This is a genomic window from Pseudomonas sp. SA233, assembly GCF_054792385.1.
Map to the genome: position 1 here is coordinate 2,209,068 of NZ_CP096449.1, position 21,167 is coordinate 2,230,234.

Sequence of the window (21,167 nt, forward strand, 5' to 3'; positions counted from 1 at the left end):
GGTGAAGCTGCCGCGCCAGAATGCCCAGCGGCGGGCTTGCTGGCGGGTAGTCATGGCTTGATGCCCAGCAGCTTCAACAGATTGAAAACGCCGCGACCCGGCCTGCCGCCGCCGCGCGGGATGTACTTGCCGGTGCCTGGCCAGAAGTCAGCGACCTTGCCTTCGTGCGAAACGATCAGGTGTGCGCCCATGTTCTTGGTTTCGAAATGGACGCCACGCTCGGCGAGGATCTCGGCGCTGCCTTGGCGGTTCTTGGCTCGACGCTCAGCGCTTTCAGCCTGCCAGCCGATTTCTACGGTGCGTTCAATGTCTCTCATGTGCGCACCTGATAGCCGACAGTCCATTCACCGCAGAGGTACGAGCGGCAATGCCACGCCTCAGGGTTTTCGATGAACGAATCTTTGGCAGCCTGCTTGGCATCCCACAGGGTTGGCCCTTTGAACAGCATCAGGATTCGCCCCTCTGGCAGGGCCATGGATTCCTGAACTTCGGCCACCTGGTCGTCGATGATCGACGGGAAGACTGGAGTGGTCATAGTGCCTCCTGTTTGCGGTATCCAGCGTCCCAAAGGTCCCGGACAACGTCCTCATGGATCATCAGTTCTTGCAGGTGACTGGCGCCGTGGGTTCCAAGAGGGTGATCTTTGATATGGCGAATCATTTCGTTCAGCCCTGCATGGCGCTCTTGCTCTGGCGTAGGCATGGGGCGGAAGTTGCTCGACCAACAAAGAAGGCGCCCTTCGCCGTGCACAACTGCCGCCGAACTAATGAATTCGGGGTGGTGCCAGATCACATGGCACTCAACCCACAATTCATCTCTTCCTTTGATAAGAGCCTGACACTTGGTATCAACGGGAGGGCGACCAGCATTAGGCCAGCCGTTTGGATCCGTGAACACTTTGAAGCGTTTGCCCTCGTCAGACTTGGCCCAGGGGCGCCCCACCTGATCGATGTACAAATCACCAGAATCCTTGTGCCAGCCTGCAGGCCACGCTTCAAATCCTTGCATCGGGATGATCCAGAGTGGATATCCATCTGGCTTGGCAGCCCAATCAATTTTGCTCACGCGACCTCCTTGCGCCCATCAACGATCTTGTTGAGGCGCCCGCAGTAGTGGTTGAACTCTTCGATGGTGATGCGCTGGTCGGCCAGCATTTCGGTGAGGAGCTTCTGCACCATGACGCTCCAGCTCAGATCCGTGCCGGGGTGCGCCATGGCGTCGAGCTCCTCGTCGATAAGCACATGAGGGCTTCTCATTGCGCCTCCTCGGCCTGGGCCAGAACTCCTTCCTCAGCAAAAGGCGCAAGTAGCTCAGCAGCGATTTGGCGCAATGCTGCGTCAGGATCGACCACAGAAAGCAGCTTGTGCGTGCTCGCCTGAGCGTCTGAACCATTCCGGCGGTGACCGTCCAGCACCAGGTGCCCAAGTGCAGAGTTGCTGCGGCACTGCGCAAGCTGATCCATTGCGAACTCGTCTACGGCCAAAGCGAAGCGCTCGTAGGTCACGCCTTGCTGTGGGCGCATACGGCGCTGGAATAAGTAATCCGCGCCGCGCATCAACTGGTCGATGCCTTCCTCGATCCAGTGGCGCTCTGCGCGCTCCTGGGGCGTTTCACTCACCTCAGGAGGCAACTGGTTGTCGTACTGCCATTGTGCTGCTCGAAGTGCGCCCATGATCGCCTCCAGGTGGTGGGTTACTCGGTGGGTGGGGAAGGGAGGGGCTGCCAGTGGGTCGGCTTCCAGCTTGAAGCCCAGCTGCTTTGCGGCTCTTCCCACGAGAAGTACGGCGGATATCCGTGGGCGTGAGCAATCGAGCCCTTGCCGTGTTCGCGGTAAAGAGACTCGCGGGCGCCGTATTGTTCGCTCCAAGCAAGAACCCTGGTTCCGATCTCAGGCAGCCTGTCGCTGCACTTGATCCAGCCGCTCATGGCTTCACCCGGGCGGCGAGCATGGCGTCGGCCAGTTCGTAGGAGGTTTCCGCAATCTTCTGTGCGACCGGCCTACCATCGCGCGGATCAACGTAGCCAGGGTTTATGAAATTGCTGTCTGCGCTGGTCGCAGTTGCCTGAGCAGCTGCGAACCTGGCCGCAAAGTAGTCGCGGAGGGTCATGCCGAAAGCCGTGCCATGACCGGCGTACTCGCTGGCTGGCGTCGGGAATGCAAAAGTGTCCTTGTTGCTCATCGTGTGAACCTCGGTAGCCAACCGCATTGGCCAGTAGCCATGCGCGGGTGACCAAACCCACCGTGAAAGGTGGCCTGGCGCCTGCCAATGCGGTCGTATGTGAAGGGAAGGGGTGTGGAAAGTGAAAGCCCGAGGATCCCCGGGCTTTCTTCATGTCGAGTGTTTGGGGCGGGACTGCCTATGCCAGAACATGGGCAGCCCCTATCTAGAACGCCAGCGCTCGCGGTGTGAACGCAGTGGACCGGTTGGCAGGCCGCTTTCAGGATGAGGTTCTGGCCTCATGTGGCTGAGCGCTGCGCCGATCAGGATGAGAAGGAGCATGTGGTACTCCGGTTGGGGGATGCGGGATGCATCAGGAAGCGCATGGCCGGTAACGACATTTGATCCGGACGATTCCATGAGCTTTCCGATGAACCCTGCGATGGGGAGCAGGGCATCGGGCAGTTAACGTCAGGCTGACGTGGCGCTTTCAGCCTTCGCCGTGGCGCTTGCTTGCTGCTCTACCAGTTTGCCGATGAGCACTTTCCGGTCTTCAAGCGAAAGGCTCCAGGCTGCGTAGTAGATGCCCTCGTCGATAGTGCCGTCGTACTCCATCGTGGAATTCGGATCCCAGAGCTTGTACTTGATGCGGTTGGTTGGCCGCTTAGCCATCGTCTTGCCCTCCAGGGCGGTTGATCAGCTCAGGCCGGTAAGTTTCTGTCGTCGCCTTCGTGCGAGAGAAACTCATGAATCTTGTCGAGGCCGATGTGCTCCAGCGTGTCGTCTGGATCGCTATTGGCCAGCAGCCAGGCGCGCACTTCTTCCTCGCCGATCTGCTCCAAAAGCATCGTCGCGCCTACTTCGCTCACGATGTCTACTGGGTCGAGGTCGTGAAGGCGATCATCCAGATCGAGTTGGGCGGCGACCTCGCGGCCGTTGGCTTCCACCGTTACGCTCACACCGCTGCTGTGGTAGGTGCTGCTCACGCTCACGCTGTCTGCTGGGAAAGTGATTTCCATTGTTGTCCCTCCGGTTGATTTCCCGTCTGGCCCTGTCGCCAAGGCCAGCCAGTGAAATCTATTCCCCCCATTACCGCCGGGATGGCGGGGCGCATTGCTTGCCGGGTCGTTCGCGCGGTTCGAGCGTTTCGCTCTCGATCAGCCGTACAGGTTGTTCCTGTCGTGGGCGGGCTATCTGACCCGTCTGATCGCCGGTCGCCGGTAGAGGCAATGCGGTCTGTTCGTATTTCGTTTGTTGCGCTGGCTGTTAAAGAGCGGCGGCCTGTGAGGGCCTCTGCAGTCCCTCGTGAGTGACTGCTTGAGGTGAATTTAGAAAACTAAACGAATCGCGTCAAGAATTATTTTAGAAACCTAAACAGGCGAGACGAACGGAAAGTCCTACAGGCCGTGCAATGTCAAGACTTCCGGCCCTGTAGGAGATCGGCTAATCTTGTGTCGTCCCTGTATGGATATACAGTTATTGGAGTGTCAGATGGCAAAGCCCCAGAAGCAGCAGGAGAGAGCGGTTATGTCGGGCGTGGAGCGCCTGGGTCTTCGGGTGTCATCGATGATCAACCACCCGATCGCGCAGCAGCAGCGATGGGTCGTGATTCACCGCCTGGACACCGACGGTGAACGGGAGTGGGAAGATGTGATGGGGATTCTCAAGGAAACTGACGGGATAGAAATGGAATTCAACGATGAGGATGCCTCGGTCACGCTGCGCTGGGAGGCATTCTCGGATGACGACCCTCAGGCGCAGACCCAGGATGAGTTCGTTGCGATCGAGGAGCCGGCGCCGTTCTAGCGTGCAACAAAAAGCCCGCGCTAGGCGGGCTTCTTGGAATGGGTCACGCCTTCTTGGCGTTCCATATCAGCAGAACCTTCGCGTGCACCGTAACGTCATCAATCCGCGCGGTCTGGTTCTCGTAGTGCTTGTTGTCCGAGATCAGCCGGAAGTGGTCCTCATCGAGGCGCATCAGGCGCTTGATGTACAGCTCCTGGTGCCAGGTGATCACGTAGATGCCTTCGCCGATGAACTCGTTGATCCCACGATCGACAATGACCAGGTCCTTGTCGTTGATCGTGCCTTCCATGCTCTGGCCCCAGCCGGTAATCATCGCCAGCGCCGAGGGGGCGGTGTAGGTGACGCCTTTCTCGCGCAGAATCTCCTCGCGCACCACCAGGTTACGAACGGCCTCGTTGTAGTCGGCCGGCACCTGGCCGTGGCCCATGGCTGCCCGAACGTCGTACTGGGGGATGAGGATCTCTTCCTGGGTGGGTTTCAGGCTCGAGTAGGCGGCAGGCAGGTACTCCTGGCCATGGTCCGGACTGTCGGCCTCAGCCGCGGCAGCCATCATCACCTCGCGCGCCTTTTCGGAGAGGTTCTTCCCGGCCTTGGAGGCCAGCATCTGCGCAACCAGCTCTGCAGTAGTCGACACAGCACCGACAGGTGAGGGCTGATCAGTAGCCTGGCCGGTGCCGTCCGACAGCCATTCTGCCGAGCACTCCAGTGCTTTCGCCAGGGCGAGCAGGTTCTTGCCTTTGGCGCCGTTCGTTCCGTTGATCCAGAAGCTCACGGTTCCCTTGGACACGCCAGTCAGTTTGCAGAGGTCGGCGGAGCTGAGATTTAGCTCCTTCATGCGTGCTACGACGCGGTCTTTGAATTCCATATTAAGGATTCTAAACACTTCATTGTTTAGATAACTTGCCTTGTGCTGTTTAGAACTCTAAACTCGGTGGCAGACATCGGAGAAACACCCATGACCTACGACGAAGCCCTGAAATTTTTCGGCACCGGCCGCGCAATCGGAGACGCCCTTGGCGTTACCGGCAGCCGCGTTTCTCAGTGCCGTACGACAGGCGGGTTCTCCTACCCAATGCAATGCGTTTTGGAGAAGGAGTCGAGCGGGGCGCTGATCGCGAAACGCGAGGACGACCCGGCCAACTCGCTCAAGAAATCCGCCGCTTAACCAATTTCATAGCCGCAAGGAGCCAACCAAGCATGTACCAAGACCCGAATCAGAAGCGCGCCATCCCGGTGAAGGTCCGTTTCGAGCCCGTGCTCGACCGGATCCTCCGCAAGGCTGCGAGCAAGACCCGCATGCAGCACGCCACCTATCTGTACGAAATCATCGAGTGGGCCGTAGCCAACGGCGTTATCGAGGAGCTGATGCAGGACAAGCAGCAAGAAGATATCGCGGGCTGAAGGCCCTTTGGAGGCCTAAATGACCGTACAGCTTGATCAGCTGTCGCCAGATGTGCGGCAGCGAGTAGAGGGGCTGATGAGGGCCAATAACTGGGATTTCAGCACAGCTATGAACCAGGTGTTCGAAGCGGCTGTAGCCAGTGGCGCTCTTTCAGTGGTTGGCCGCAGGAAGGCCAAAGTCTTGCAGTTGGTGACCCCAATGAGGGCCTCTGCGAGGGACTCTTCAGGGTAGGGCGGAGGCCCTCATAACACTCAACCCAAAACGACCGAAGCATCCAGGGGATCACCCGATGGCCTACGACGACAAAGCACACCGCCACGACCACCAGGTCAAGGTCCGCTTGGATGACGAGGACTTCAACGAGCTGAAGGGGTACGCCCTGGAGCTCAAGGCTCAGCACAGCGTGCTGGCCCGGGAAATCATCCTGGCCGCGCTGGCGTTCAAGAAAGAGCACGGCCACTTGCCGCTGATCAACGAGAAGAAGGCCAGGGCCTGAATAGGTAAAGGGAGGACGAATGTCGCCTGCAAACGAGGCAGTACAGCAGCACGACGTAGAGGTCGCCCGGTTTCGCCGGAATGACTTCGCGGACCTGGAGGCCTGGGCGGAGGAGGTTGGTGTCAGCACCGACGAGCTTGCCGCGCAGATCCTGAAGAAGGCCACGCACTTCCTCTCGCAGCGGGGGAAGCCCAAGAGCAACAACGTGGTGCCGTTCGCGGCGCCGAGGTAACCGTCCGATCCCTAATTAGGGACCCGGGCGCCAGTCCCTCATAAGGGACGCCAAATCGCAGAGACAAAAAAGCCGGGTTCGCGGCCCGGCTCTCTGCAAAACACAAAACATCTGAGGTGAATTATGCATATGCAGACCACCAGTGTACAGGCCCTGCAAAGGGTCGCGCCACAAAATGCGAACCACGATTCTGTGGCGCGAAATCGGCTTGGCCAGGTTTACGCCGTTCTTTTCTCGGATGGATGGGTAAAGGTTGGCCGCGGGCGGAACGCTCAGAAGCGAATCGACTGCCACATTTCTGCGTCGCTGATGCGCGGCGCCAAGCTGGTAGATAGCCGGATTTCGGGGCTTATCCTCGACTCCAGGGGCGCGGAAGCCGCGTTGATAGCCATGTGTGGCGGATACGCCTCGGCAGTCCATGGCCGTGAATGGTTCCAAGGTGTCGACTTCGATTCCCTGGCTGCACTCATTGATGACCAGTACTCAGGCGACTCGCAGGAGAAAATCAGTGAATACCTGCACGCCTTTGATCGGAAGACCGACCAGGTATTTGCAGCGATAGCGAACCAGGTCAGCAGCGCTCCCAAATTCACTGATGCGGACATGGGCGCATGGTCTTCGGCGCTGGAGCACGCCTCTGTGCTTGAGCAGATCTATCTCGACGACTGCTACGGAGGACAGCTGTTCGCAAAAGAACACAAAGGCTACTCATCGTTCTACCTGATGACGGCCTTGGCGCTGTACAAGGTCCCCGCGCAGAACGTCGCGGTCATCTACTGGAAGGCGTTCAATGAGCCCGACCAGCTTCTGTCTGAGTTGAGCGATGCCTCTGCCAAATCCTGTGCAGAGCTGCTGCACACCCACGACAAGGCCGTGCGGGGTGCAGCATGAGCATCATCCCGCAACAGGCAACTGTCTACCTGGCCCCGACTGCTGGCCGCCGCTTCCTAACCAAGGCAGCCGCGATCAACAAAGAAGCCCGCGCGATCATCAAGAAGCACTTCCCAGACGAAGGCCGCAACCATAGCTGCGACGAATCCTGCGGCTGGTGCCATGACCCAGGCTGGAGCCTTGAAGACGACCAGCCGGAGCGCTTCAAGCGCTACTACCGGATGCTGACGGCCGTCCTGAAGAGGGGTATTTGATATGCAGTTCACCCTCACCATCAACCAGGTGAAAGCTCTGGAATGGGGGCTCAACTCCCAGCAGGCGCTGCTGTTCTCGTTCGTCTACGGCTGCCCGAGCTGGGCCAAGCCTATGCAGACGCCGGATGGGATCTACTTTGCCCTGAGCAAGGCCAAGATCACCGACGAACTGCCGCTGCTTACCGGTAAGCCTGACACCGCCTACCGCATGCTGAAAGCTCTGGAAGAGGTCGGCCTGATCGAGCTTTCCAGCACCTCCAGCATCACCTTGTTCCGCCTGACCGAGAAGGCCACCGAGTGGAACCAGAAACTGGATGGCTCGGAAAAATATCCGACCCCACCTACTGGCCCTAAAGGTCGGAAAAAAATCCGATCTACCTCGGAAAAAAATCCGAGCAAGGTCGGAAAAAAATCCGATCCAAGGTCGGAAAAAAATCCGACAAATCAGGATACCAATAATCAGGATACCAATCAGGGTACCAGTCAGTGTTCGCAGGAAGGTTCGGACGAGCCGAACCAGCCTGCCGGAAAAGTGGTTGCACTGATCCCTGTTGGGGGCGAAGAGCCGCGCTGCGAAATACCGGCAGACATGCCAGGCCCGAAGGACCAGTCCTGCAAAACCTTCAAGGCCTGGGCCAACTACGCCATGGCCTACCGCAAGCGCTACCACACCTGGCCGGTATGGAATGCGAGGGCAGGCGGGCAGATGGGCCAGCTGATTGACCGCCTTGGGATTGAAGTTGCCCACCATGTCGCCGCGTTCTACCTGAGGATCAATGACGCCAAGCTGATCAACGGCTGCCACAACCTGGGCGACCTGCTGGCCAAGGCCGAGGCCTACCACACCCAGTGGGTGACCAACCGCCAGATGAACGCCACGACCGCCCGCCAGCAGGAGCAGACCCAGGCGAACATGAATGCGGCGCAGGAAGCGGCTGATGCGATCCGCAACGGCCAGGGAGGTAAGCGCAATGCTTTCCTCTGACCAACAAGCCGAATTGGCCGTCGCCATCTGCGCCACTGCTGAGGCAATGGGGCAGGCAATCAGCGCTGGAGGCGCTCAGCTCATCGCAGAGGACCTTTCGGCCTATGAGCCTGGCGTGATCATTGGCGCACTGCGCGCGTGCCGTAGAGAGCCTGCTGGGCGCCTTTCGCTCGGCATGGTCCTCAAGCACATCCACGCGGCCGACACCCGACCCGGCAAGGATGAGGCGTGGTCGATCGCCCTGGCGGCGAGTGATGAGCACGAAACCGTGGTGCTCACCACCGAAATCCGCCAGGCCATGATCGCCTCCGAGCCAATCCTTGAAGCTGGCGACAAGGTCGGCGCCCGGATGGCGTTCATGAGCGCGTACGAGCGCCTGGTCAGCTTCGCCCGCGCCGAGGATCAGCCGGCCAAGTGGGAGGTGTCGCTGGGTTACGACGCTGGGCGCCGGGTGACGGCCATCGAATCCGCCGTCCGCGCCCAGCTCATCACCCACGACACCGGGGCCAAGTACCTGGCCGACCTGCGCATCGCTCCGATCACCGATGACGGCCAGGCCATTGCCGGCCTGCTCACCGGCGAGGTGCGCCCGCAGGCCAGCGCCAAGACCCGCGAAAAGCTTGCCGAGGTGCGCTGCATCCTCAAGGCGGCCAAGGCAAAGAAAGACCGCGAGCGCGCCAAGGAAGATCAGCGCCGCCGCATCGAAACCTACCTGCGCAAGCGGCAGACACGCGCCGCAGTCGCTCAGTTGAACATCAAGCGCGCCGGGCAGCCGGCCGGAGAGGGCGTATGAGCCTGACTGATCGCGAATTGTTGGAGCTGGCGGCGAAGGCCGTGGGCATTGACACGAACCACAAATGGAACGCCCAGCGGATGGACATGAATCCGCCTGTGGTGAGCCTTGTGGCGCATCGGGGCGGCGAGTTGGTTTCGACGGCATGGAACCCGCTCCGGCGAGATGCAGATGCCTTGCGCTTGGCTGTAGACCTCAGCCTCCAAGTTAAGCCCAGCGAGACTGGTGTCGACGTCTGTGACGAGTTCGGTGACGAGATTTGGTGCGCCTATACCGAGGCCAATAGCTGCCATTACGAGATGACTCGACGCGCCATCACTTGCGCTGCCGCCGAGATAGGCAAAGCCATTCAGGAGAAGCACTGATGGACACCAACAAGATGCGCGATATCTGCCGCGAGCAGTTCGAGGCGTACCGCGACAAGCGCAACGCCGAGCTTGAGGCGGAAGGCCACAAGCCGGGTAGCAGGTGGCACATCAGCAATGCGCACTATCCAACCTGGGAAGCCTCCCGCGCGGCCGTAGTGGTGGAGCTCCCAATGTTCGACGACTACCCGGCCAGCATGGAGCGTGACATGCGCGAATCGCTGCGTTCTGCGATCGAGGCCCAGGGCCTGAAGGTGGCGCCATGATCGCCGCCTATTTCCTGATCGTTCTGTTCACTGCCGGCAAGGATTCGGCAATGACCTCCGTCCCGATGGAGTCTGCCGAGGCTTGTCAGCAGGCCGCAGCGCAGGCCAAGGCCGACCTTGAGGGCACTTTCAGCATCGTGCGCACCAGCTGCGTAAGGGGTAAGCCATGACCATGAATAATTTCGCTCAACTTGTTGGCTACGCAGTCATGGGCGCCGGCGGCGCGATGCTCGCTATGTACGCGATGTACCTGGCCTGGGCGATGCTCTGCGGCGCTGCGAGCGGCTTCATCAGGGCGGCCCGAGCGATCAAGGCCGCGCGCAAGGGGGTGAAGCGTGGCTGAAGCAATCGCAAAACCTCGCCACTTCTGGTCCTCTGGCCCGAGCCGGGTCCGTGACGTATGCCGGCTGGCGTACCTGTTCGCCACTGAGCTTTCAGTGGCCGGGGCCATCGAGATCATCGTCCGCCCGGTGAAGTCCCGTCGCACTCTGGAGCAGAACGCGAAGCTCTGGGCCATGTTGGCGGACATCGCGCGCCAAGTTGAATGGCCGGTGAACGGCGTCATGCAGAAGCTCGACAGCGAGGACTGGAAGGCGCTGATGACTGCTGCTGCCCGCCAGGAGGTGCGCATGGCCTCCGGCATCAACGGCGGCGTTGTGATGCTTGGCGTCAGCACCCGGCGTATGTCCGTGGCTGAGCTGGGCGACGTCATCGAGTGCATGTACGTGTTCGGCGCCGAGCGTGGTGTGCGCTGGAGCGAGCCCAAAGGGCAGATGCCTGAGCAGTGGGAGGCGGCATGAGTCATCAATTCAAACCGGGCGACCTGGCGCTGGTTGCCGGATCTCGCACTGGGACGTCACCGAATATCGGCAGGGCCGTAGAACTGATGATCAAGCTTGCCCCTGGCCAGGTGTTCGATACGCCAAATGGCAGTAAGGCCACGAATGCCAGCGGGTACATGGCGTGGGCCGTACATGCTGAAGGAGCTACAGCGGTAGGGGATAGTGGGCGCGTCGATGTCGGCGGCATTTTCTTGATTCAAGAGCGCTTCCTGATTCCCCTACGCGGCGACTTCGAGCGCGAGCAACAGAAAGCCAAGGAGGCCGAGCCATGCGTGTAGCTGAGATCAAACCGAAGAAGTGCAAGGCACCAGGTTGCGGTCAGCGCTTCAAGCCCATGCTATCGACGCAGAAGGTTTGCAGCCCGGCCTGCGCCCTGGCTATGGCCAAAGACCCGAAGCTCCAGAAGGTCGCGGCCAAGGCCATCACGAAGCAGGCCCGCCAGGACCTGCAGGAGCGCCGGGAGAAGCTGAAGACCCGCCGCGAGCATATGGCCGAGGCCCAGACCGCGTTCAACGCCTACATCCGCGAGCGCGACGCCGGCCTGCCGTGCATCAGCTGCGACTCACTGCCGAGCGACCACGACCTCATCACCGGCAGTCGCTGGGATGCCGGCCATTACCGGTCGGTTGGCGCCTGCCCGGAGCTGCGGTTCGAGCCGCTGAACGTCCACCGGCAGTGCGTGAAGTGCAACCGGAACCTGTCGGGCAACGCAGTCGAGTACCGCATCCGGTTGGTGAAGCGCATCGGCGCCGACCAGGTGGATTGGCTCGAAGGGCCTCATAAGCCCCAGCGCCTGACCATCGAAGACCTGCAGGCCATCAAGGCCCTGTACAGGCAGAAACTCAAAGACCTAAGGAGGGCTGCAGCATGACACCTGCATGGGGATTCCTGATTTTGGCCACCCTCATGGTGGTGGGTGGTGTGGCGTTGTCCTGGGCGGGCGCAGTGCGCCGCAAGCGCAGCTACGAAGAATTCATTTTGAGAAAGGCCAAGCGGGCAGGGGGTGAGCAATGATCTATCGAGACGTAATTTCCGCAGTGATTCGCGCGCTGGCGTCGGAGACGATCAACAGCGCAGGCGGCTGTGACTACACCCCAAAGGTGCAGGCCAGCAAGCTGAAGGGCGAGATCGTTGGCAAGGATGCGGCATTCCTGACTGACTGCTGGGTGTTCGGGCGGCTGCATTCCTGCTTGGATCAAAAGCATTGGCTGGCCCTGAATGCGCGCTACTCGACGCACATGGCTTCCAAGGTGGGGGCCATAGGTCGAATTGTTGCTCACGTGACCTCGCCGGCGCCCAGGCTGTTTCTGACCAAAGCAGTGACCGCGTGGGCCTATCCGCAGCTCGGTGGCGCTGAGCGCCCGGCTACTGAAAGGGTGAAACTCGATGTTGACGACGATGCCCCCGCCTGGCGAAAGGCCGCTGTTGCTAAAGCCCAGCAGGCCATCAACGCAAAGCTGAAGCAGCGCCAGGAAGCGCCTTGCGAAGGCGTCATCATCCTGCCCGCGCACAACTACGACATGAACACCTGGGATCTCGATGGGAACCCAGAGCGCACCCGCCGAGACTGGCGCCGCAAAATCTTCAAGGGGCTGGACAAGTTGGTGGATCAAGCGCTGGTGGAGGCTGGCGAGATCCTGAGCAACGAGGGGGTTTTGTTCGATGACCAGGACGCCGCATAGATCGCTTGACATGACATGCCGCTTCGCCGAATATTCACCCATCCTGTCATTCCTGCGCTAGTTGAGGAGTGAGAACAAAAGCCCGGCCATTGCGCTGGGCTTCCTTCAGTTTCACGACGTGTGCCGCCTTATCGGATTCACCCTCCCTGGTAGGCCAGGCTCGGCAGATAGGCGGCACACGTGGTGCAATTGAAAGCGAACCAGCGGCTCAACGTGTACGCACGCGCATAAGATCTGGGCATCGTAAGTAAAATTGCATCACCCACCACATAGCCCGGCCATTGAGCCGGGTTTTTTATTGCCCTAAGAGGGCCTCAAGAGTCCCGGCCAAGCGCCGGGATTTTTGTTCCAGCAAGAAACGCAACTGCAGCCAGGGCAGGCCCTAACGGGACAGCCTGGACACTGCTAGCCGGTAGTGTGGTGTACGGAAAAACACCGGCAGCCCGCGCACCCTGACCTCACATGCTTTCAGGGTGGCGCGTGACCGGACCGGCGAGACTGGTGCATTGGGGTGCCAGCGCTGCAATGGTCTTCGGCGGGCGGCGTGGGAAGACACGCAAATCAGCGGATGTAGCTCAATCGGTTAGAGCGCCGTCCTTCCAAGTCGGAGGCTCAGGGTTCGAGTCCCTGTATCCGCTCCAATTTCGTTATGTGCTGCTCCGCACCTCTGCCCGGTCCCTCAATAGGGCCTCCCCTCCGGGCCTTTTCTTCTAGGAACCACTCATGGCCGAACCAGCAAGCACGACTGCCGGCGTCCTGCTGGTGAAGTACGGCGTGATCATTGGCGGCTTCGCGGGGGCGATCCTCTCGCTGACTTTCCTGCGTGGCCTCACCCGGGGCCAGGCGGTCGCAGCCTTCTTCACCGGTTTCACCTCGGCAGTTTTCTGCACCCCGCTGGCAATCAGTTTCTTCAAGCTTGAAGCCGGCGGAGAAACCCAATACGGCGTGGCCTTTCTGATAGGCCTTCTGGCAATGAACATCATCCCGGTGCTGAAGTCGCTCGTGGGTCAGTTCGGAGCCAAGGGAGCTACCTGATGAGCTCGACCCTGATTTCAGTCCTGATCGGCGCCAATGCCTTCCTGAGCGTGCTGGTGGTGATCGCCGCGTGCGACTACCTGCGCCGGATCAGGCCAATGGATGCGCCACTGCTTGCCGTCGCGTTCTACCTGGTGGCTATCGGCGCATTCGGCGCCTTCGTCCTGGCCATGAACGGCCACGTTCCCACCCTGTACGGCGTGATCCTCAAGCTGGGGATCGTCCTGTATGCGGTCGCCCGGCGTGGCCATGTGTTCCAGCCCGGGTAGGGCGCTACAAACTCCCAATGCGCCGATCTGTGGCGCGTCATAACTCAGCCTGTGCGCAGGCCGGAGAATTCCAATGAAGACCGAATACCAGGTTCGCCCGGTTACCCGCTACATCGTGACCCGCTACGCCACCGATGCGGATAGCGCCTCATCCTCCTTGGTCGGCGAGTTCGCCAGCGGCCAGCAGGCCGACCTGATCGCCGATGCGATGGTTGCAAAGGATCGCGCTGATGGAATCGAGTCCAGTCGCACCCGCCACGGGCTTAGCCTGGGCGAGGTCATTTCTGGCCAGCGCCTGGAGCCTGGTGAATGACGACCATCGCATACAAGGACGGCGTGATCGCCTACGACTCTCGCGTCACCCGAGGCGACCTCATCACCGACGATGATTGCGACAAGTGCATTGAGCGCGACGGTGTGAAGTTCTTCCTGACTGGCGCCGTCTGCGACTATGACGCGCTGGTGGGGGCCTACTTCGGTACCGCTCCATCGGGGAAGGTCGACGCATCTGCGATCGTCCTTCACGACGGCAAGCTGATGATGGTTGCCGTGGATGACGATACCGGCCTGTGGAAGTCGCCACTCAAGGCAGACCGACCGTACGCCATTGGCAGCGGCACGCCATACGCATTCGCTGCAATGGACATGGGCGCATCAGCCGAGAAGGCCGTCGAGATGGCGGCAAGGCGCGATACCAGCACGGGCGGCAGGGTCAGGACATTGAGGGTGGATCAGCATGGCGCGGCCAGTTCCTCCATCTGACCTCCTTGAGCTGACCGAGCTGTCGATGCTCGGTACCAGGCTTCAGCCAGCGCCCGAGGTGGGCGAATGGGTACAGGCTGCGATCCTCAGCGAGGGTGGCGAGCTGCACAACCCTGACCATGCACACCTGATCGACGCGCCGCTGCGCTTCCTGTGGGCCTCAGTCTGCTTTGAGAAGCAAGGGCGAACCGTGGTAGGGCAGGCAGAGGCGGTGATGTTCCGAGCTGGCGGATGGCAGAAGGCTCGGCAAGAGCAGCAGATGATCGACTGGTTCGGCGAGGTGCCGGGCTTTGTCATCACCCTGGCTGCCGATTACTGCTCTCAGTGCTCCGACACCGAGTTCTGCGCCCTCATCGAACATGAGCTGTACCACATTGCCCAGAAGCTCGATCAGTACGGCGCGCCCAAGTTCACCCAGGACGGGATGCCCAGCCTGACGCTGCGTGGACACGATGTGGAGGAGTTCGTCGGTGTGGTGAGGCGCTACGGTGCCGGGCATGACGTACAGCAGCTGATCGACGCTGCAAGCCGGCCGCCTGAGGTGGCCAAGATCAACATTTCGAGGGCCTGCGGAACCTGTCTGCTCAAGTCTGCCTGACCCCTGACAGACCCACGACGGATGAAAACCTATGGCGGCCCTGAGCAACGAGGTGAAAGCCTTCATCGTTCAGGCCCTGGCCTGTTTCGATACCCCCTCGCAAGTCGCGGCAGCCGTCCGAGAAGAATTCGGCATCGAGGTGACCCGGCAGAAGTGCGAGGCGCATGACCCGACCAAGCGTGCTGGGCGTGACCTAGCCAAGCGCTGGCGGACCCTATTCGAAGACACTCGTGCGCGATTCCGCGAAGAGACAGCCGAGATCCCCATAGCGAATCGGGCCTACCGGCTCCGCACGTTGGGCAGGCTGGCCGAAAAGGTCGAAGGGATGCGCAACTACGGGCTGACCCTTCAAATCCTTGAGCAGGCGGCCAAGGAAGTCGGCGACGTGTACGTGAACCGCCAGACCAAGAACGAGAATCCCCACGACAACGTGCCGCCCACTCGGGTGCAGGTCGATGTGGTGGATGCGAGGAAGCCTGATGCCGTCGTTGAACGTTCCGCAGGCTAGCTTCCTCCGCATGGAGAACAAGTTCCGCGGCTTCGTGGCCGGGTTCGGCTCGGGCAAGACCTGGGTAGGCTGCGCGGCGCTGTGCAAGCACGTATGGGAGTGGCCCCGGATCGACTCCGGCTACTTTGCTCCGACGTACCCGCAGATCCGCGACATCTTCTTCCCGACCATCGAGGAGGTCGCCTTCGACTGGGGCCTGAAGGTCAAGACGAAGGAGAGCGACAAGGAGGTCGAGTTCTACAGCGGCGGCCAGTACCGCAGCACGACCATCTGCCGCTCAATGGAGAAGCCGCAGACTATCGTGGGCTTCAAGATCGGGCACGCTCTGGTCGACGAACTCGATGTTCTGCCCGCGCTGAAGGCTGAACACGCCTGGCGCAAGATCATTGCCCGGATGCGCTACAACGTGCATGGGCTGAAGAACGGCGTGGACGTGACGACGACCCCCGAGGGGTTCAAGTTCGTCTACCAGCAGTTCGTGAAACAGCTGCGCGAGAAGCCGGCCCTGCAGGGCATATACGGTCTGGTGCAAGCCAGCACGTTCGACAACGAGCTGAACCTGCCGCCCGACTACATCCCGTCGCTGATGGAGTCCTACCCGGCCCAGCTGATCCTGGCCTACCTGAACGGCCAGTTCGTCAACCTGAACTCGGGGTCGATCTACCACGCCTACGACCGGAAGCTGAATTCCTGCTTCGACACCGTAGAGCCTGGAGAGCCCCTGTTCATCGGCATGGACTTCAACGTCGGCAAGATGGCGGCGATCGTCCATGTCAAACGGCCTGACGGAAAGCCCAGGGCCGTGGATGAGCTGATCGACGGCTTTGATACCCCGGACATGATCCGGCGCATCAAGGAGCGCTACTGGCGGCACAACGGCCGGGACTACGAGAAGACCTGCGAGATCCGGATCTATCCCGACGCCTCGGGCGGGTCGCGCAAGTCGGTGAACGCCAGCGAGACGGACATCGCCATCCTGCGTCAGGCAGGCTTTGCCGTGATCGCGCCCGACGCCAACCCCCCGGTAAAAGACCGGATCAACGCCATGAACGCGATGTTCTGCAACGCGAATGGCGAGCGGCGCTACCTGATCAACCCGCTGCGCTGCCCGACCTACGCAGACGGCCTGGAGCAGCAGGTATGGGCTGCCAACGGTGAGCCCGACAAGAAATCTGGCGTGGACCACGCGAACGACGCGGGCGGCTACTTCATTCACCACGACTACCCGATCAGCAGGCCGGTTACCCACGTACCCATCACGTTCACTTTCTGAGGCCACCCATGCCGAACTTCATTCCCCGGGCAGAGTACTCGGAGGCCTTGCCCGGCTGGCAGCTGGTCAAGCGCTGCGTGGCCGGCGCCCGTGAAGTGCGCAAGCACGACGAATACCTGCCGATGCCAGACCCGGAGAACAAATCACCGGAGAACCTGGCGCGGTACAAGCAGTACAAGAAGCGGGCGATGTTCCTGAACATCACCGGGCGCACGCGTACCGGCCTGCTGGGTGCGGTGTTCCGCAAGACAGCCGAACTGCAGCTGCCTGCGGGCGTGGAGTACCTGAAGGAGAACGCCAGCGGCGACGGCACGAGCCTGGAGCAGCTTTCCAAGCGCTCTGTGGGTGAGTGCCTGGATACTGGGCGTGGTGGCTTCCTGGTGGACTTCCCGCCAGTTGAAGGCGTGTCCTCCATGGCCGACATGCAGGGCCGGCGTGCACTGATCCACCACTACGGCGCGACCTCGATCATCGACTGGGAAGAGCAGGTCATTGATGGCGTGCTGCGCCTGGTCTACGTCTGTCTGCTGGAGTGCATGTCCGAGTTCAGCCAGGAGAACCTCGATCGCATCAAGGAAGAGCAGTACCGGGTGCTGCTGCTGGTAGATGGAAAGTACGTCCAGCGCCTCTACAGCAAGGACGGCAAGACCTACACCGAGACCCAGCCGCTCGACAAGAATGGCCAGCCGTTCGATCACATCCTGTTCAGCTTCTACGGGGCCGAGGACAACGACGCCAGCATCGACAAGTCTCCGCTTGAAGACCTGGCCGATGTGAACATCCTGCACTATGGCAACAGCGCCACGGTGGAGGAGAGCGGGTTTATCAGCAGCCAGCCCACGCTGTTCATCACCACCGACATCAGCGCGGACGATTTCGCCAAGCTGAACCCCAACGGCATCCACATCGGCTCTACCCGCGGGTTCAACCTCGGCAAGTCCGGTGACGCAAAGCTTGTCCAGGCGACCGAGAGCCAACTGGCCCGCACGCTGCTTAAGGACAAGGAAGAGCAGATGCTGATGATCGGCGCCCGCATCGTCCAGAAGGCGGGCGGAGCCGAGACGGCCGAGGCCGTGCGCATCCGCTACAGCTCGGACAACAGTGTGCTGGGCACAATCGCAGGCAACGTGTCTGAGGCCCTGAAACGGGCCATCCTAGACGCCGAGCGCTTCATGATGGGCGAGCCGGACGAGGAAGGGACGGTCTTCTGGCTCAATCAGTCGTTCTTCGACGAGACGATGACCGCCCAGGACATCCTGGCCCAGGTCCAGCTCTGGCAGCAGGGCATCATCGCGAAGTCCGACCTACGCACCAACCTTCGCCAGGGTGGTGTGCTCGAGGCAGACCGTACCGACGAGCTCATAGACGATGAACTGGCCGAGCAGCCGCCGGTGACCGGCAACGATACCGGAGGCGGCGAGGATGAGCAGTGACGGCTACCTGTCGGACGCAGCGACTCGCCACCAGGTGCACGTTCAGCGCTACGCCGGTGGCAGCCTTAAGCGACTGGCCAAGTTCATCACAAAGGCCATCAGCACCGCCAAATCGCGCGTGTCAGAAGGATTGAGCCGTTACGGCACCCAACGGTACGAGAAGCAGATTCAGGAGCTACAGGGCGAGCTGGCTGGCGTATACGGCGAGATGAAGCAGCAGGCCGTGCTCGACCTGACGGAATTCGGCGGATACGAGGCCGAGTTCAACATGACCCTGCTGGGCAAGGTCGTTAAGACGGTCGTGCAGTTGAACAAGCCGAGCATTGAGCAGGTAGCTGCCGCAGCGCTGGCCGATCCGCTCGACCTGGAGGTCGGCAAGGGCCGTCAGCGCATCAGCATCGCCGGCGCGCTCGACCAGTACGGCACCAAGAAGAGCGCCGAGATCATCAGCGAGATTCGCATGGGCTCGGCGCTGGGTGAGACGACAAGTCAGATCACCCGCCGGCTCACATCGCTCGGCGTGCAGCAGCGCGACCAGGCTGGTGCACTGGTGCGGACCATGACCAACCACATCGCCAGTTCGGCGAGGTCGCAGGTCATGGCCGACAACGACGACATCCTGAAGGGTAAGCGCCGGGTCGCCACGCTGGACGGCAGGACCACGCCGCTCTGCCGTGCGCTGGATGGCACGGTGGTGCCCATGACAGCGCCGTCGCCGCCGTTCCACTGGAACTGCCGGACCACCGAGATCCCAGTCCTCAAGGATGAGTTTGCCCGAGATATCCCTGGCTCAACTCGCCCAGCGGTAGGCCCGGACGGTGCCGAGCAGGTCAGCAGCAAGACCACCTACGGCGAATGGCTGGCCCGGCAGCCCGCATCCTTCCAGAAGGATGTGCTTGGACCATCCCGCTACGAACTGTTCAGCAAGGGCAAGCTTCCCATTGATCGGTTCGTGGATGACGACGGCAAGGCCCTGACCCTTCAGCAGCTGCGCGAGCGTGAACCGATGGCTTTCGAGAGGGCCGGAATGTGACGCCACCAATGTTCTTCATCCCTCTATCACTGCTTTGGCCTGAGAGGACCAGCATGGACGAGAAACCAGAAGCGCCACGCCTTCCCCCGCTGCCGGCATTCACCTTTGATCCGTTGGAGTCAGCGATTGCCAATGCTGCTTCATCGCTCAATGGTACTGACGGTCTTGGTCGCCTGATCCTTGAGGCGCACCTGAAAGAGCTGTGCGCGCTCCAGCTTGAAAAGCTGAAGTAGCCGGCGCCACAGAACGCATCACCGCCATTTCGTGGCGCGCAATTTCCAAGCCCTGGCTGAGCCGGGGCTTTTTTGTACCTGCAGGCAGGGCCTGCTCAACGTCTCTGGGAGACAGCAATGACCTTGAAATTCCAACTGGACAGCCTCGAAGGCGTCGAAGAATCGGTAGCAGCCCTGTACGTCGAGAAGGACGGCAAGTTTGTCCTGGGCATCGATGGTCTGCCGCAGCAGGAGGATGTCACCGGCCTGAAGGCCAAGGTGGAGGAGCTCCTTGGCGAGAAGAAGGCCGCCGAGAAAGCCCGCCGCGAGGCCGAAGAAAAGGCGCGCGCCGAGGCCGAAGAGGCCGCCCGCAAGTCTGGCAACGTCGAGGAGCTCGAAAAGTCCTGGTCCGAGAAGTACAACCGCCGCGAGGCTGAGTTGAGCTCGGCATTGGAAAGCGAGCGGAGCACCCTGCAAGGCCAGATCCGGGATCTGACCGTGGGCCGCACCGCCACCGAGATCGCGACTGCTCTGGCCGTACCAGGCAGCGCCAAGGCATTGCTTCCCCATATCGAACGCCGGCTGAGCGTTGAGCAGCGCGACGGTAAACCCACCGTTGTCGTGCTGGACGCCGCCGGCAAGCTCTCGGCGGCAACGCTGGACGAGCTGAAAGCAGAATTCACCAACGATCCGGCCTTCGGCCCGCTGATCGCTGGCAGCAAGGCATCTGGCGGCGGGGCCGGGGGTGCTGGAAAGGGCGGCGGGGCCGCAAAGGGTAATTTCGGCGGTAACAAAGCGGAACGCACGGCGGCAATCGCCAACCGGTTCCCAGACCTCCCTCAATCGTAAGGAAAAACACCTATGTCCCTGTCGCAAATGCAGGTTTTCAACGAGTACATCATGCCGGCGACCATCGAGACGCTGGATCAGATGCTCGTCGCCTTCAACGCCGCCAGCCGCGGCGCCATCGTGCTGTCCCCGGACGGCTTCACCGGCGACTTCCTCCAAGAGTCGTTCTTCCAGACTCTGGCTGCTGCCCAGCGCCGCGTCGATCGTTACGCCGCCAACGGCGCCGCTCCGATCACTGACCTGACCGAGCTGAAAAACACCTCGGTGAAGGTGGCCGGCGGCTTCGGCCCTGTTCGCTACGAGCCATCGCAGATGACCTGGCTGGAACGCCCGACTGCACAGGGCGTCGAGGTGGCATCCCGGGCGTTCGCTGAGATCCTGCTGAAGGACCAGCTGAACACCGCAATCGCCGCTTTGGTTGCAGCGATCACTGCCCAGGCCGCAGCCGTCAACGATGTCTCGGCAACCGCCGGCATCACTCAGGTCGGTCTGAACAACGCCCACGCCAAGTTCGGTGACGCCAGCCAGAACCTGGTAACCCAGGTGATGCAGGGCACCACCTACCACAAGCTGATCGGCCAGGCCCTGACCAACTCCGAGCAGCTGTTCCAGGCTGGCAACGTCCGCGTTGTCGACATCCTGGGCAAGGTCTCGGTAGTCACCGATGCCCCGGCGCTGATGCAGGCCGGCACCCCGAACAAGGAAATCATCCTGTCCCTGGTGCAGGGCGCCGCACTGGTGCACGACGGCCGCAACATGGTCAGCAACGTGTCGACCACCAACGGCAAGGAGCGCATCGAGACCACCCTGCAGGTGGACTACGACTTCGGCCTGGGCCTCAAGGGCTACACCTGGGATCAAACCAACGGCGGCAAATCCCCGACCGATGCCGAGATCGCCACCGGTACCAACTGGGACAAGACCGCCACCAGCATCAAGCACACCGCCGGTGTTGCTCTGATCGGTGACGCTTCCAAGTAACCCTGATGGCGGGCTGGGCCGATGGCCTGGCCTGCTGAGGA

The 21,167-nt window shown here is 61.2% G+C and carries 40 protein-coding genes and 1 tRNA gene; 31 read left to right on the plus strand and 10 right to left on the minus strand.

All coding sequences use genetic code 11. The annotated features are described in order from the left end of the window. Window positions 1–50: 50 nt before the first annotated feature. The 9 genes from M1D87_RS10260 to M1D87_RS10300 all read right to left on the minus strand — a co-directional run bounded on the left by M1D87_RS10260 (window position 51) and on the right by M1D87_RS10300 (window position 3,178). Entirely contained in the window at window positions 51–317 is a 267-nt protein-coding gene (locus tag M1D87_RS10260; protein WP_421091659.1) for a hypothetical protein, read from the minus strand. Next, complete coding sequence (locus M1D87_RS10265; RefSeq protein WP_421091658.1) at window positions 314–535, minus strand: hypothetical protein; 222 nt, start codon at window positions 533–535, stop codon at window positions 314–316. The genes M1D87_RS10260 and M1D87_RS10265 overlap by 4 nt, the downstream gene beginning before the upstream one ends. After that, complete coding sequence (locus tag M1D87_RS10270; RefSeq protein ID WP_054883266.1) at window positions 532–1,065, minus strand: hypothetical protein; 534 nt, start codon at window positions 1,063–1,065, stop codon at window positions 532–534. The genes M1D87_RS10265 and M1D87_RS10270 overlap by 4 nt, the downstream gene beginning before the upstream one ends. Next, the gene (locus tag M1D87_RS10275) at window positions 1,062–1,256 is read right to left on the minus strand and encodes a hypothetical protein (RefSeq protein ID WP_104882759.1); all 195 of its coding nucleotides are present in this window, start codon (window positions 1,254–1,256) and stop codon (window positions 1,062–1,064) included. Before M1D87_RS10275 ends, M1D87_RS10270 begins: the two co-directional genes overlap by 4 nt. Beyond that, window positions 1,253–1,672 (minus strand): hypothetical protein, encoded by a 420-nt coding sequence (locus tag M1D87_RS10280; protein WP_421091657.1) that lies wholly within the window; start codon window positions 1,670–1,672, stop codon window positions 1,253–1,255. The genes M1D87_RS10275 and M1D87_RS10280 overlap by 4 nt, the downstream gene beginning before the upstream one ends. Before the next feature lie 20 nt (window positions 1,673–1,692). Continuing rightward, entirely contained in the window at window positions 1,693–1,926 is a 234-nt protein-coding gene (locus M1D87_RS10285) for a DUF551 domain-containing protein (protein ID WP_421091656.1), read from the minus strand. Then, entirely contained in the window at window positions 1,923–2,180 is a 258-nt protein-coding gene (locus M1D87_RS10290; protein WP_421091655.1) for a hypothetical protein, read from the minus strand. The genes M1D87_RS10285 and M1D87_RS10290 overlap by 4 nt, the downstream gene beginning before the upstream one ends. Window positions 2,181–2,630: 450 nt before the next feature. Further along, complete coding sequence (locus M1D87_RS10295) at window positions 2,631–2,831, minus strand: hypothetical protein (protein ID WP_060537450.1); 201 nt, start codon at window positions 2,829–2,831, stop codon at window positions 2,631–2,633. 29 nt (window positions 2,832–2,860) lie between these two features. After that, complete coding sequence (locus tag M1D87_RS10300) at window positions 2,861–3,178, minus strand: hypothetical protein (protein ID WP_421091654.1); 318 nt, start codon at window positions 3,176–3,178, stop codon at window positions 2,861–2,863. Window positions 3,179–3,650: 472 nt separating this feature from the next. Here M1D87_RS10300 and M1D87_RS10305 point away from each other — a divergent pair, with 472 nt between their 5' ends. Then, complete coding sequence (locus tag M1D87_RS10305; protein WP_421091653.1) at window positions 3,651–3,965, plus strand: DUF1654 domain-containing protein; 315 nt, start codon at window positions 3,651–3,653, stop codon at window positions 3,963–3,965. A 43-nt stretch (window positions 3,966–4,008) separates the two neighbouring features. On the opposite strand, the gene M1D87_RS10310 is transcribed toward M1D87_RS10305, so the two are convergent. Next, a complete protein-coding gene (locus M1D87_RS10310) occupies window positions 4,009–4,830 on the minus strand; it encodes a S24 family peptidase (RefSeq protein WP_212627837.1) in 822 nt (273 codons plus the stop codon). Between the two features lie 90 nt (window positions 4,831–4,920). On the opposite strand from M1D87_RS10310, the gene M1D87_RS10315 reads away from it, so the two are divergent. The 30 genes from M1D87_RS10315 (at window position 4,921) to M1D87_RS10460 (ending at window position 21,126) form a co-directional block, all read left to right on the plus strand. Beyond that, a complete protein-coding gene (locus M1D87_RS10315) occupies window positions 4,921–5,130 on the plus strand; it encodes a hypothetical protein (protein WP_024086961.1) in 210 nt (69 codons plus the stop codon). A gap of 32 nt (window positions 5,131–5,162) precedes the next feature. Next, window positions 5,163–5,366 carry a hypothetical protein gene (locus tag M1D87_RS10320; RefSeq protein ID WP_027907145.1) on the plus strand — a complete coding sequence of 68 codons (204 nt, stop codon included), beginning with the start codon at window positions 5,163–5,165 and terminating at the stop codon, window positions 5,364–5,366. A gap of 290 nt (window positions 5,367–5,656) precedes the next feature. Then, window positions 5,657–5,863 carry a hypothetical protein gene (locus M1D87_RS10325; protein WP_027907143.1) on the plus strand — a complete coding sequence of 69 codons (207 nt, stop codon included), beginning with the start codon at window positions 5,657–5,659 and terminating at the stop codon, window positions 5,861–5,863. 19 nt (window positions 5,864–5,882) lie between these two features. Continuing rightward, complete coding sequence (locus M1D87_RS10330) at window positions 5,883–6,095, plus strand: hypothetical protein (RefSeq protein WP_100413965.1); 213 nt, start codon at window positions 5,883–5,885, stop codon at window positions 6,093–6,095. Between the two features lie 129 nt (window positions 6,096–6,224). Then, complete coding sequence (locus tag M1D87_RS10335; protein WP_421091652.1) at window positions 6,225–6,986, plus strand: hypothetical protein; 762 nt, start codon at window positions 6,225–6,227, stop codon at window positions 6,984–6,986. After that, on the plus strand, window positions 6,983–7,240 hold the full coding sequence (locus M1D87_RS10340) for a hypothetical protein (protein WP_421091651.1): 258 nt from the start codon (window positions 6,983–6,985) through the stop codon (window positions 7,238–7,240). The genes M1D87_RS10335 and M1D87_RS10340 overlap by 4 nt, the downstream gene beginning before the upstream one ends. A gap of 1 nt (window position 7,241) precedes the next feature. Continuing rightward, window positions 7,242–8,225, plus strand: a complete 984-nt coding sequence (locus tag M1D87_RS10345) for a phage replication protein (protein ID WP_421091650.1) — start codon at window positions 7,242–7,244, stop codon at window positions 8,223–8,225. Then, entirely contained in the window at window positions 8,212–9,018 is an 807-nt protein-coding gene (locus M1D87_RS10350; protein WP_191087583.1) for a hypothetical protein, read from the plus strand. The genes M1D87_RS10345 and M1D87_RS10350 overlap by 14 nt, the downstream gene beginning before the upstream one ends. Continuing rightward, window positions 9,015–9,383: a hypothetical protein gene (locus M1D87_RS10355; RefSeq protein ID WP_421091649.1), complete on the plus strand. Its 369-nt coding sequence runs from the start codon at window positions 9,015–9,017 to the stop codon at window positions 9,381–9,383. Before M1D87_RS10350 ends, M1D87_RS10355 begins: the two co-directional genes overlap by 4 nt. Next, window positions 9,383–9,649 carry a hypothetical protein gene (locus tag M1D87_RS10360; protein WP_421091648.1) on the plus strand — a complete coding sequence of 89 codons (267 nt, stop codon included), beginning with the start codon at window positions 9,383–9,385 and terminating at the stop codon, window positions 9,647–9,649. The genes M1D87_RS10355 and M1D87_RS10360 overlap by 1 nt, the downstream gene beginning before the upstream one ends. Continuing rightward, complete coding sequence (locus M1D87_RS10365) at window positions 9,646–9,819, plus strand: hypothetical protein (protein WP_200929278.1); 174 nt, start codon at window positions 9,646–9,648, stop codon at window positions 9,817–9,819. Before M1D87_RS10360 ends, M1D87_RS10365 begins: the two co-directional genes overlap by 4 nt. Further along, a complete protein-coding gene (locus M1D87_RS10370) occupies window positions 9,816–9,992 on the plus strand; it encodes a hypothetical protein (RefSeq protein ID WP_156351862.1) in 177 nt (58 codons plus the stop codon). Before M1D87_RS10365 ends, M1D87_RS10370 begins: the two co-directional genes overlap by 4 nt. Then, window positions 9,985–10,449, plus strand: a complete 465-nt coding sequence (locus M1D87_RS10375) for a recombination protein NinB (RefSeq protein ID WP_054883616.1) — start codon at window positions 9,985–9,987, stop codon at window positions 10,447–10,449. The genes M1D87_RS10370 and M1D87_RS10375 overlap by 8 nt, the downstream gene beginning before the upstream one ends. Continuing rightward, window positions 10,446–10,769, plus strand: coding sequence for a hypothetical protein (locus tag M1D87_RS10380; protein ID WP_421091647.1), 324 nt, complete (start codon window positions 10,446–10,448; stop codon window positions 10,767–10,769). Before M1D87_RS10375 ends, M1D87_RS10380 begins: the two co-directional genes overlap by 4 nt. Continuing rightward, window positions 10,760–11,362 carry a recombination protein NinG gene (locus M1D87_RS10385; protein ID WP_421091646.1) on the plus strand — a complete coding sequence of 201 codons (603 nt, stop codon included), beginning with the start codon at window positions 10,760–10,762 and terminating at the stop codon, window positions 11,360–11,362. Before M1D87_RS10380 ends, M1D87_RS10385 begins: the two co-directional genes overlap by 10 nt. Further along, complete coding sequence (locus M1D87_RS10390; RefSeq protein WP_238211041.1) at window positions 11,359–11,505, plus strand: hypothetical protein; 147 nt, start codon at window positions 11,359–11,361, stop codon at window positions 11,503–11,505. The genes M1D87_RS10385 and M1D87_RS10390 overlap by 4 nt, the downstream gene beginning before the upstream one ends. Further along, entirely contained in the window at window positions 11,502–12,173 is a 672-nt protein-coding gene (locus tag M1D87_RS10395; RefSeq protein ID WP_421091645.1) for a hypothetical protein, read from the plus strand. Before M1D87_RS10390 ends, M1D87_RS10395 begins: the two co-directional genes overlap by 4 nt. A gap of 564 nt (window positions 12,174–12,737) precedes the next feature. Further along, window positions 12,738–12,814: transfer RNA gene (locus M1D87_RS10400), tRNA-Gly, on the plus strand. 82 nt (window positions 12,815–12,896) lie between these two features. Continuing rightward, window positions 12,897–13,208 (plus strand): hypothetical protein, encoded by a 312-nt coding sequence (locus M1D87_RS10405; protein ID WP_064314657.1) that lies wholly within the window; start codon window positions 12,897–12,899, stop codon window positions 13,206–13,208. Continuing rightward, on the plus strand, window positions 13,208–13,477 hold the full coding sequence (locus M1D87_RS10410; protein ID WP_054572370.1) for a hypothetical protein: 270 nt from the start codon (window positions 13,208–13,210) through the stop codon (window positions 13,475–13,477). Before M1D87_RS10405 ends, M1D87_RS10410 begins: the two co-directional genes overlap by 1 nt. A gap of 73 nt (window positions 13,478–13,550) precedes the next feature. Next, window positions 13,551–13,790, plus strand: a complete 240-nt coding sequence (locus M1D87_RS10415) for a hypothetical protein (RefSeq protein WP_421091644.1) — start codon at window positions 13,551–13,553, stop codon at window positions 13,788–13,790. Beyond that, on the plus strand, window positions 13,787–14,239 hold the full coding sequence (locus tag M1D87_RS10420; protein ID WP_421091643.1) for an Ntn hydrolase family protein: 453 nt from the start codon (window positions 13,787–13,789) through the stop codon (window positions 14,237–14,239). Before M1D87_RS10415 ends, M1D87_RS10420 begins: the two co-directional genes overlap by 4 nt. Then, window positions 14,214–14,837: a putative metallopeptidase gene (locus M1D87_RS10425; protein ID WP_421091642.1), complete on the plus strand. Its 624-nt coding sequence runs from the start codon at window positions 14,214–14,216 to the stop codon at window positions 14,835–14,837. The genes M1D87_RS10420 and M1D87_RS10425 overlap by 26 nt, the downstream gene beginning before the upstream one ends. 31 nt (window positions 14,838–14,868) lie before the next feature. Continuing rightward, on the plus strand, window positions 14,869–15,345 hold the full coding sequence (locus M1D87_RS10430; RefSeq protein WP_421091641.1) for a DUF2280 domain-containing protein: 477 nt from the start codon (window positions 14,869–14,871) through the stop codon (window positions 15,343–15,345). Beyond that, entirely contained in the window at window positions 15,317–16,618 is a 1,302-nt protein-coding gene (locus M1D87_RS10435) for a terminase large subunit domain-containing protein (protein WP_421091640.1), read from the plus strand. Before M1D87_RS10430 ends, M1D87_RS10435 begins: the two co-directional genes overlap by 29 nt. Before the next feature lie 8 nt (window positions 16,619–16,626). Continuing rightward, window positions 16,627–18,051, plus strand: coding sequence for a DUF4055 domain-containing protein (locus tag M1D87_RS10440; protein WP_421091639.1), 1,425 nt, complete (start codon window positions 16,627–16,629; stop codon window positions 18,049–18,051). Next, the gene (locus tag M1D87_RS10445) at window positions 18,041–19,084 is read left to right on the plus strand and encodes a minor capsid protein (RefSeq protein ID WP_421091638.1); all 1,044 of its coding nucleotides are present in this window, start codon (window positions 18,041–18,043) and stop codon (window positions 19,082–19,084) included. Before M1D87_RS10440 ends, M1D87_RS10445 begins: the two co-directional genes overlap by 11 nt. Window positions 19,085–19,137: 53 nt before the next feature. Then, window positions 19,138–19,317, plus strand: a complete 180-nt coding sequence (locus tag M1D87_RS10450) for a hypothetical protein (RefSeq protein WP_421091637.1) — start codon at window positions 19,138–19,140, stop codon at window positions 19,315–19,317. Window positions 19,318–19,434: 117 nt separating this feature from the next. Then, window positions 19,435–20,145 carry a hypothetical protein gene (locus M1D87_RS10455; protein WP_421091636.1) on the plus strand — a complete coding sequence of 237 codons (711 nt, stop codon included), beginning with the start codon at window positions 19,435–19,437 and terminating at the stop codon, window positions 20,143–20,145. A gap of 12 nt (window positions 20,146–20,157) precedes the next feature. Next, window positions 20,158–21,126: a major capsid protein gene (locus M1D87_RS10460; RefSeq protein WP_200929288.1), complete on the plus strand. Its 969-nt coding sequence runs from the start codon at window positions 20,158–20,160 to the stop codon at window positions 21,124–21,126. Window positions 21,127–21,167 lie beyond the last annotated feature (41 nt).

What these genes read in the sequence shown, in the direction of transcription:
- M1D87_RS10450 (WP_421091637.1), top strand. Translation starts at nt 19,138, where the DNA reads ATGGACGAGAAACCAGAAGCGCCACGCCTTCCCCCGCTGCCGGCATTC.
- M1D87_RS10295 (WP_060537450.1), bottom strand. Translation starts at nt 2,831, where the DNA reads ATGGCTAAGCGGCCAACCAACCGCATCAAGTACAAGCTCTGGGATCCG.
- M1D87_RS10330 (WP_100413965.1), top strand. Translation starts at nt 5,883, where the DNA reads ATGTCGCCTGCAAACGAGGCAGTACAGCAGCACGACGTAGAGGTCGCC.
- M1D87_RS10455 (WP_421091636.1), top strand. Translation starts at nt 19,435, where the DNA reads ATGACCTTGAAATTCCAACTGGACAGCCTCGAAGGCGTCGAAGAATCG.
- M1D87_RS10280 (WP_421091657.1), bottom strand. Translation starts at nt 1,672, where the DNA reads ATGGGCGCACTTCGAGCAGCACAATGGCAGTACGACAACCAGTTGCCT.
- M1D87_RS10435 (WP_421091640.1), top strand. Translation starts at nt 15,317, where the DNA reads ATGCCGTCGTTGAACGTTCCGCAGGCTAGCTTCCTCCGCATGGAGAAC.
- M1D87_RS10350 (WP_191087583.1), top strand. Translation starts at nt 8,212, where the DNA reads ATGCTTTCCTCTGACCAACAAGCCGAATTGGCCGTCGCCATCTGCGCC.
- M1D87_RS10355 (WP_421091649.1), top strand. Translation starts at nt 9,015, where the DNA reads ATGAGCCTGACTGATCGCGAATTGTTGGAGCTGGCGGCGAAGGCCGTG.
- M1D87_RS10315 (WP_024086961.1), top strand. Translation starts at nt 4,921, where the DNA reads ATGACCTACGACGAAGCCCTGAAATTTTTCGGCACCGGCCGCGCAATC.
- M1D87_RS10460 (WP_200929288.1), top strand. Translation starts at nt 20,158, where the DNA reads ATGTCCCTGTCGCAAATGCAGGTTTTCAACGAGTACATCATGCCGGCG.
- M1D87_RS10425 (WP_421091642.1), top strand. Translation starts at nt 14,214, where the DNA reads ATGGCGCGGCCAGTTCCTCCATCTGACCTCCTTGAGCTGACCGAGCTG.
- M1D87_RS10340 (WP_421091651.1), top strand. Translation starts at nt 6,983, where the DNA reads ATGAGCATCATCCCGCAACAGGCAACTGTCTACCTGGCCCCGACTGCT.
- M1D87_RS10380 (WP_421091647.1), top strand. Translation starts at nt 10,446, where the DNA reads ATGAGTCATCAATTCAAACCGGGCGACCTGGCGCTGGTTGCCGGATCT.
- M1D87_RS10365 (WP_200929278.1), top strand. Translation starts at nt 9,646, where the DNA reads ATGATCGCCGCCTATTTCCTGATCGTTCTGTTCACTGCCGGCAAGGAT.
- M1D87_RS10420 (WP_421091643.1), top strand. Translation starts at nt 13,787, where the DNA reads ATGACGACCATCGCATACAAGGACGGCGTGATCGCCTACGACTCTCGC.
- M1D87_RS10385 (WP_421091646.1), top strand. Translation starts at nt 10,760, where the DNA reads ATGCGTGTAGCTGAGATCAAACCGAAGAAGTGCAAGGCACCAGGTTGC.
- M1D87_RS10335 (WP_421091652.1), top strand. Translation starts at nt 6,225, where the DNA reads ATGCAGACCACCAGTGTACAGGCCCTGCAAAGGGTCGCGCCACAAAAT.
- M1D87_RS10290 (WP_421091655.1), bottom strand. Translation starts at nt 2,180, where the DNA reads ATGAGCAACAAGGACACTTTTGCATTCCCGACGCCAGCCAGCGAGTAC.
- M1D87_RS10410 (WP_054572370.1), top strand. Translation starts at nt 13,208, where the DNA reads ATGAGCTCGACCCTGATTTCAGTCCTGATCGGCGCCAATGCCTTCCTG.
- M1D87_RS10415 (WP_421091644.1), top strand. Translation starts at nt 13,551, where the DNA reads ATGAAGACCGAATACCAGGTTCGCCCGGTTACCCGCTACATCGTGACC.
- M1D87_RS10370 (WP_156351862.1), top strand. Translation starts at nt 9,816, where the DNA reads ATGACCATGAATAATTTCGCTCAACTTGTTGGCTACGCAGTCATGGGC.
- M1D87_RS10275 (WP_104882759.1), bottom strand. Translation starts at nt 1,256, where the DNA reads ATGAGAAGCCCTCATGTGCTTATCGACGAGGAGCTCGACGCCATGGCG.
- M1D87_RS10265 (WP_421091658.1), bottom strand. Translation starts at nt 535, where the DNA reads ATGACCACTCCAGTCTTCCCGTCGATCATCGACGACCAGGTGGCCGAA.
- M1D87_RS10320 (WP_027907145.1), top strand. Translation starts at nt 5,163, where the DNA reads ATGTACCAAGACCCGAATCAGAAGCGCGCCATCCCGGTGAAGGTCCGT.
- M1D87_RS10405 (WP_064314657.1), top strand. Translation starts at nt 12,897, where the DNA reads ATGGCCGAACCAGCAAGCACGACTGCCGGCGTCCTGCTGGTGAAGTAC.
- M1D87_RS10390 (WP_238211041.1), top strand. Translation starts at nt 11,359, where the DNA reads ATGACACCTGCATGGGGATTCCTGATTTTGGCCACCCTCATGGTGGTG.
- M1D87_RS10285 (WP_421091656.1), bottom strand. Translation starts at nt 1,926, where the DNA reads ATGAGCGGCTGGATCAAGTGCAGCGACAGGCTGCCTGAGATCGGAACC.
- M1D87_RS10395 (WP_421091645.1), top strand. Translation starts at nt 11,502, where the DNA reads ATGATCTATCGAGACGTAATTTCCGCAGTGATTCGCGCGCTGGCGTCG.
- M1D87_RS10430 (WP_421091641.1), top strand. Translation starts at nt 14,869, where the DNA reads ATGGCGGCCCTGAGCAACGAGGTGAAAGCCTTCATCGTTCAGGCCCTG.
- M1D87_RS10345 (WP_421091650.1), top strand. Translation starts at nt 7,242, where the DNA reads ATGCAGTTCACCCTCACCATCAACCAGGTGAAAGCTCTGGAATGGGGG.
- M1D87_RS10300 (WP_421091654.1), bottom strand. Translation starts at nt 3,178, where the DNA reads ATGGAAATCACTTTCCCAGCAGACAGCGTGAGCGTGAGCAGCACCTAC.
- M1D87_RS10440 (WP_421091639.1), top strand. Translation starts at nt 16,627, where the DNA reads ATGCCGAACTTCATTCCCCGGGCAGAGTACTCGGAGGCCTTGCCCGGC.
- M1D87_RS10305 (WP_421091653.1), top strand. Translation starts at nt 3,651, where the DNA reads ATGGCAAAGCCCCAGAAGCAGCAGGAGAGAGCGGTTATGTCGGGCGTG.
- M1D87_RS10445 (WP_421091638.1), top strand. Translation starts at nt 18,041, where the DNA reads ATGAGCAGTGACGGCTACCTGTCGGACGCAGCGACTCGCCACCAGGTG.
- M1D87_RS10310 (WP_212627837.1), bottom strand. Translation starts at nt 4,830, where the DNA reads ATGGAATTCAAAGACCGCGTCGTAGCACGCATGAAGGAGCTAAATCTC.
- M1D87_RS10325 (WP_027907143.1), top strand. Translation starts at nt 5,657, where the DNA reads ATGGCCTACGACGACAAAGCACACCGCCACGACCACCAGGTCAAGGTC.
- M1D87_RS10360 (WP_421091648.1), top strand. Translation starts at nt 9,383, where the DNA reads ATGGACACCAACAAGATGCGCGATATCTGCCGCGAGCAGTTCGAGGCG.
- M1D87_RS10260 (WP_421091659.1), bottom strand. Translation starts at nt 317, where the DNA reads ATGAGAGACATTGAACGCACCGTAGAAATCGGCTGGCAGGCTGAAAGC.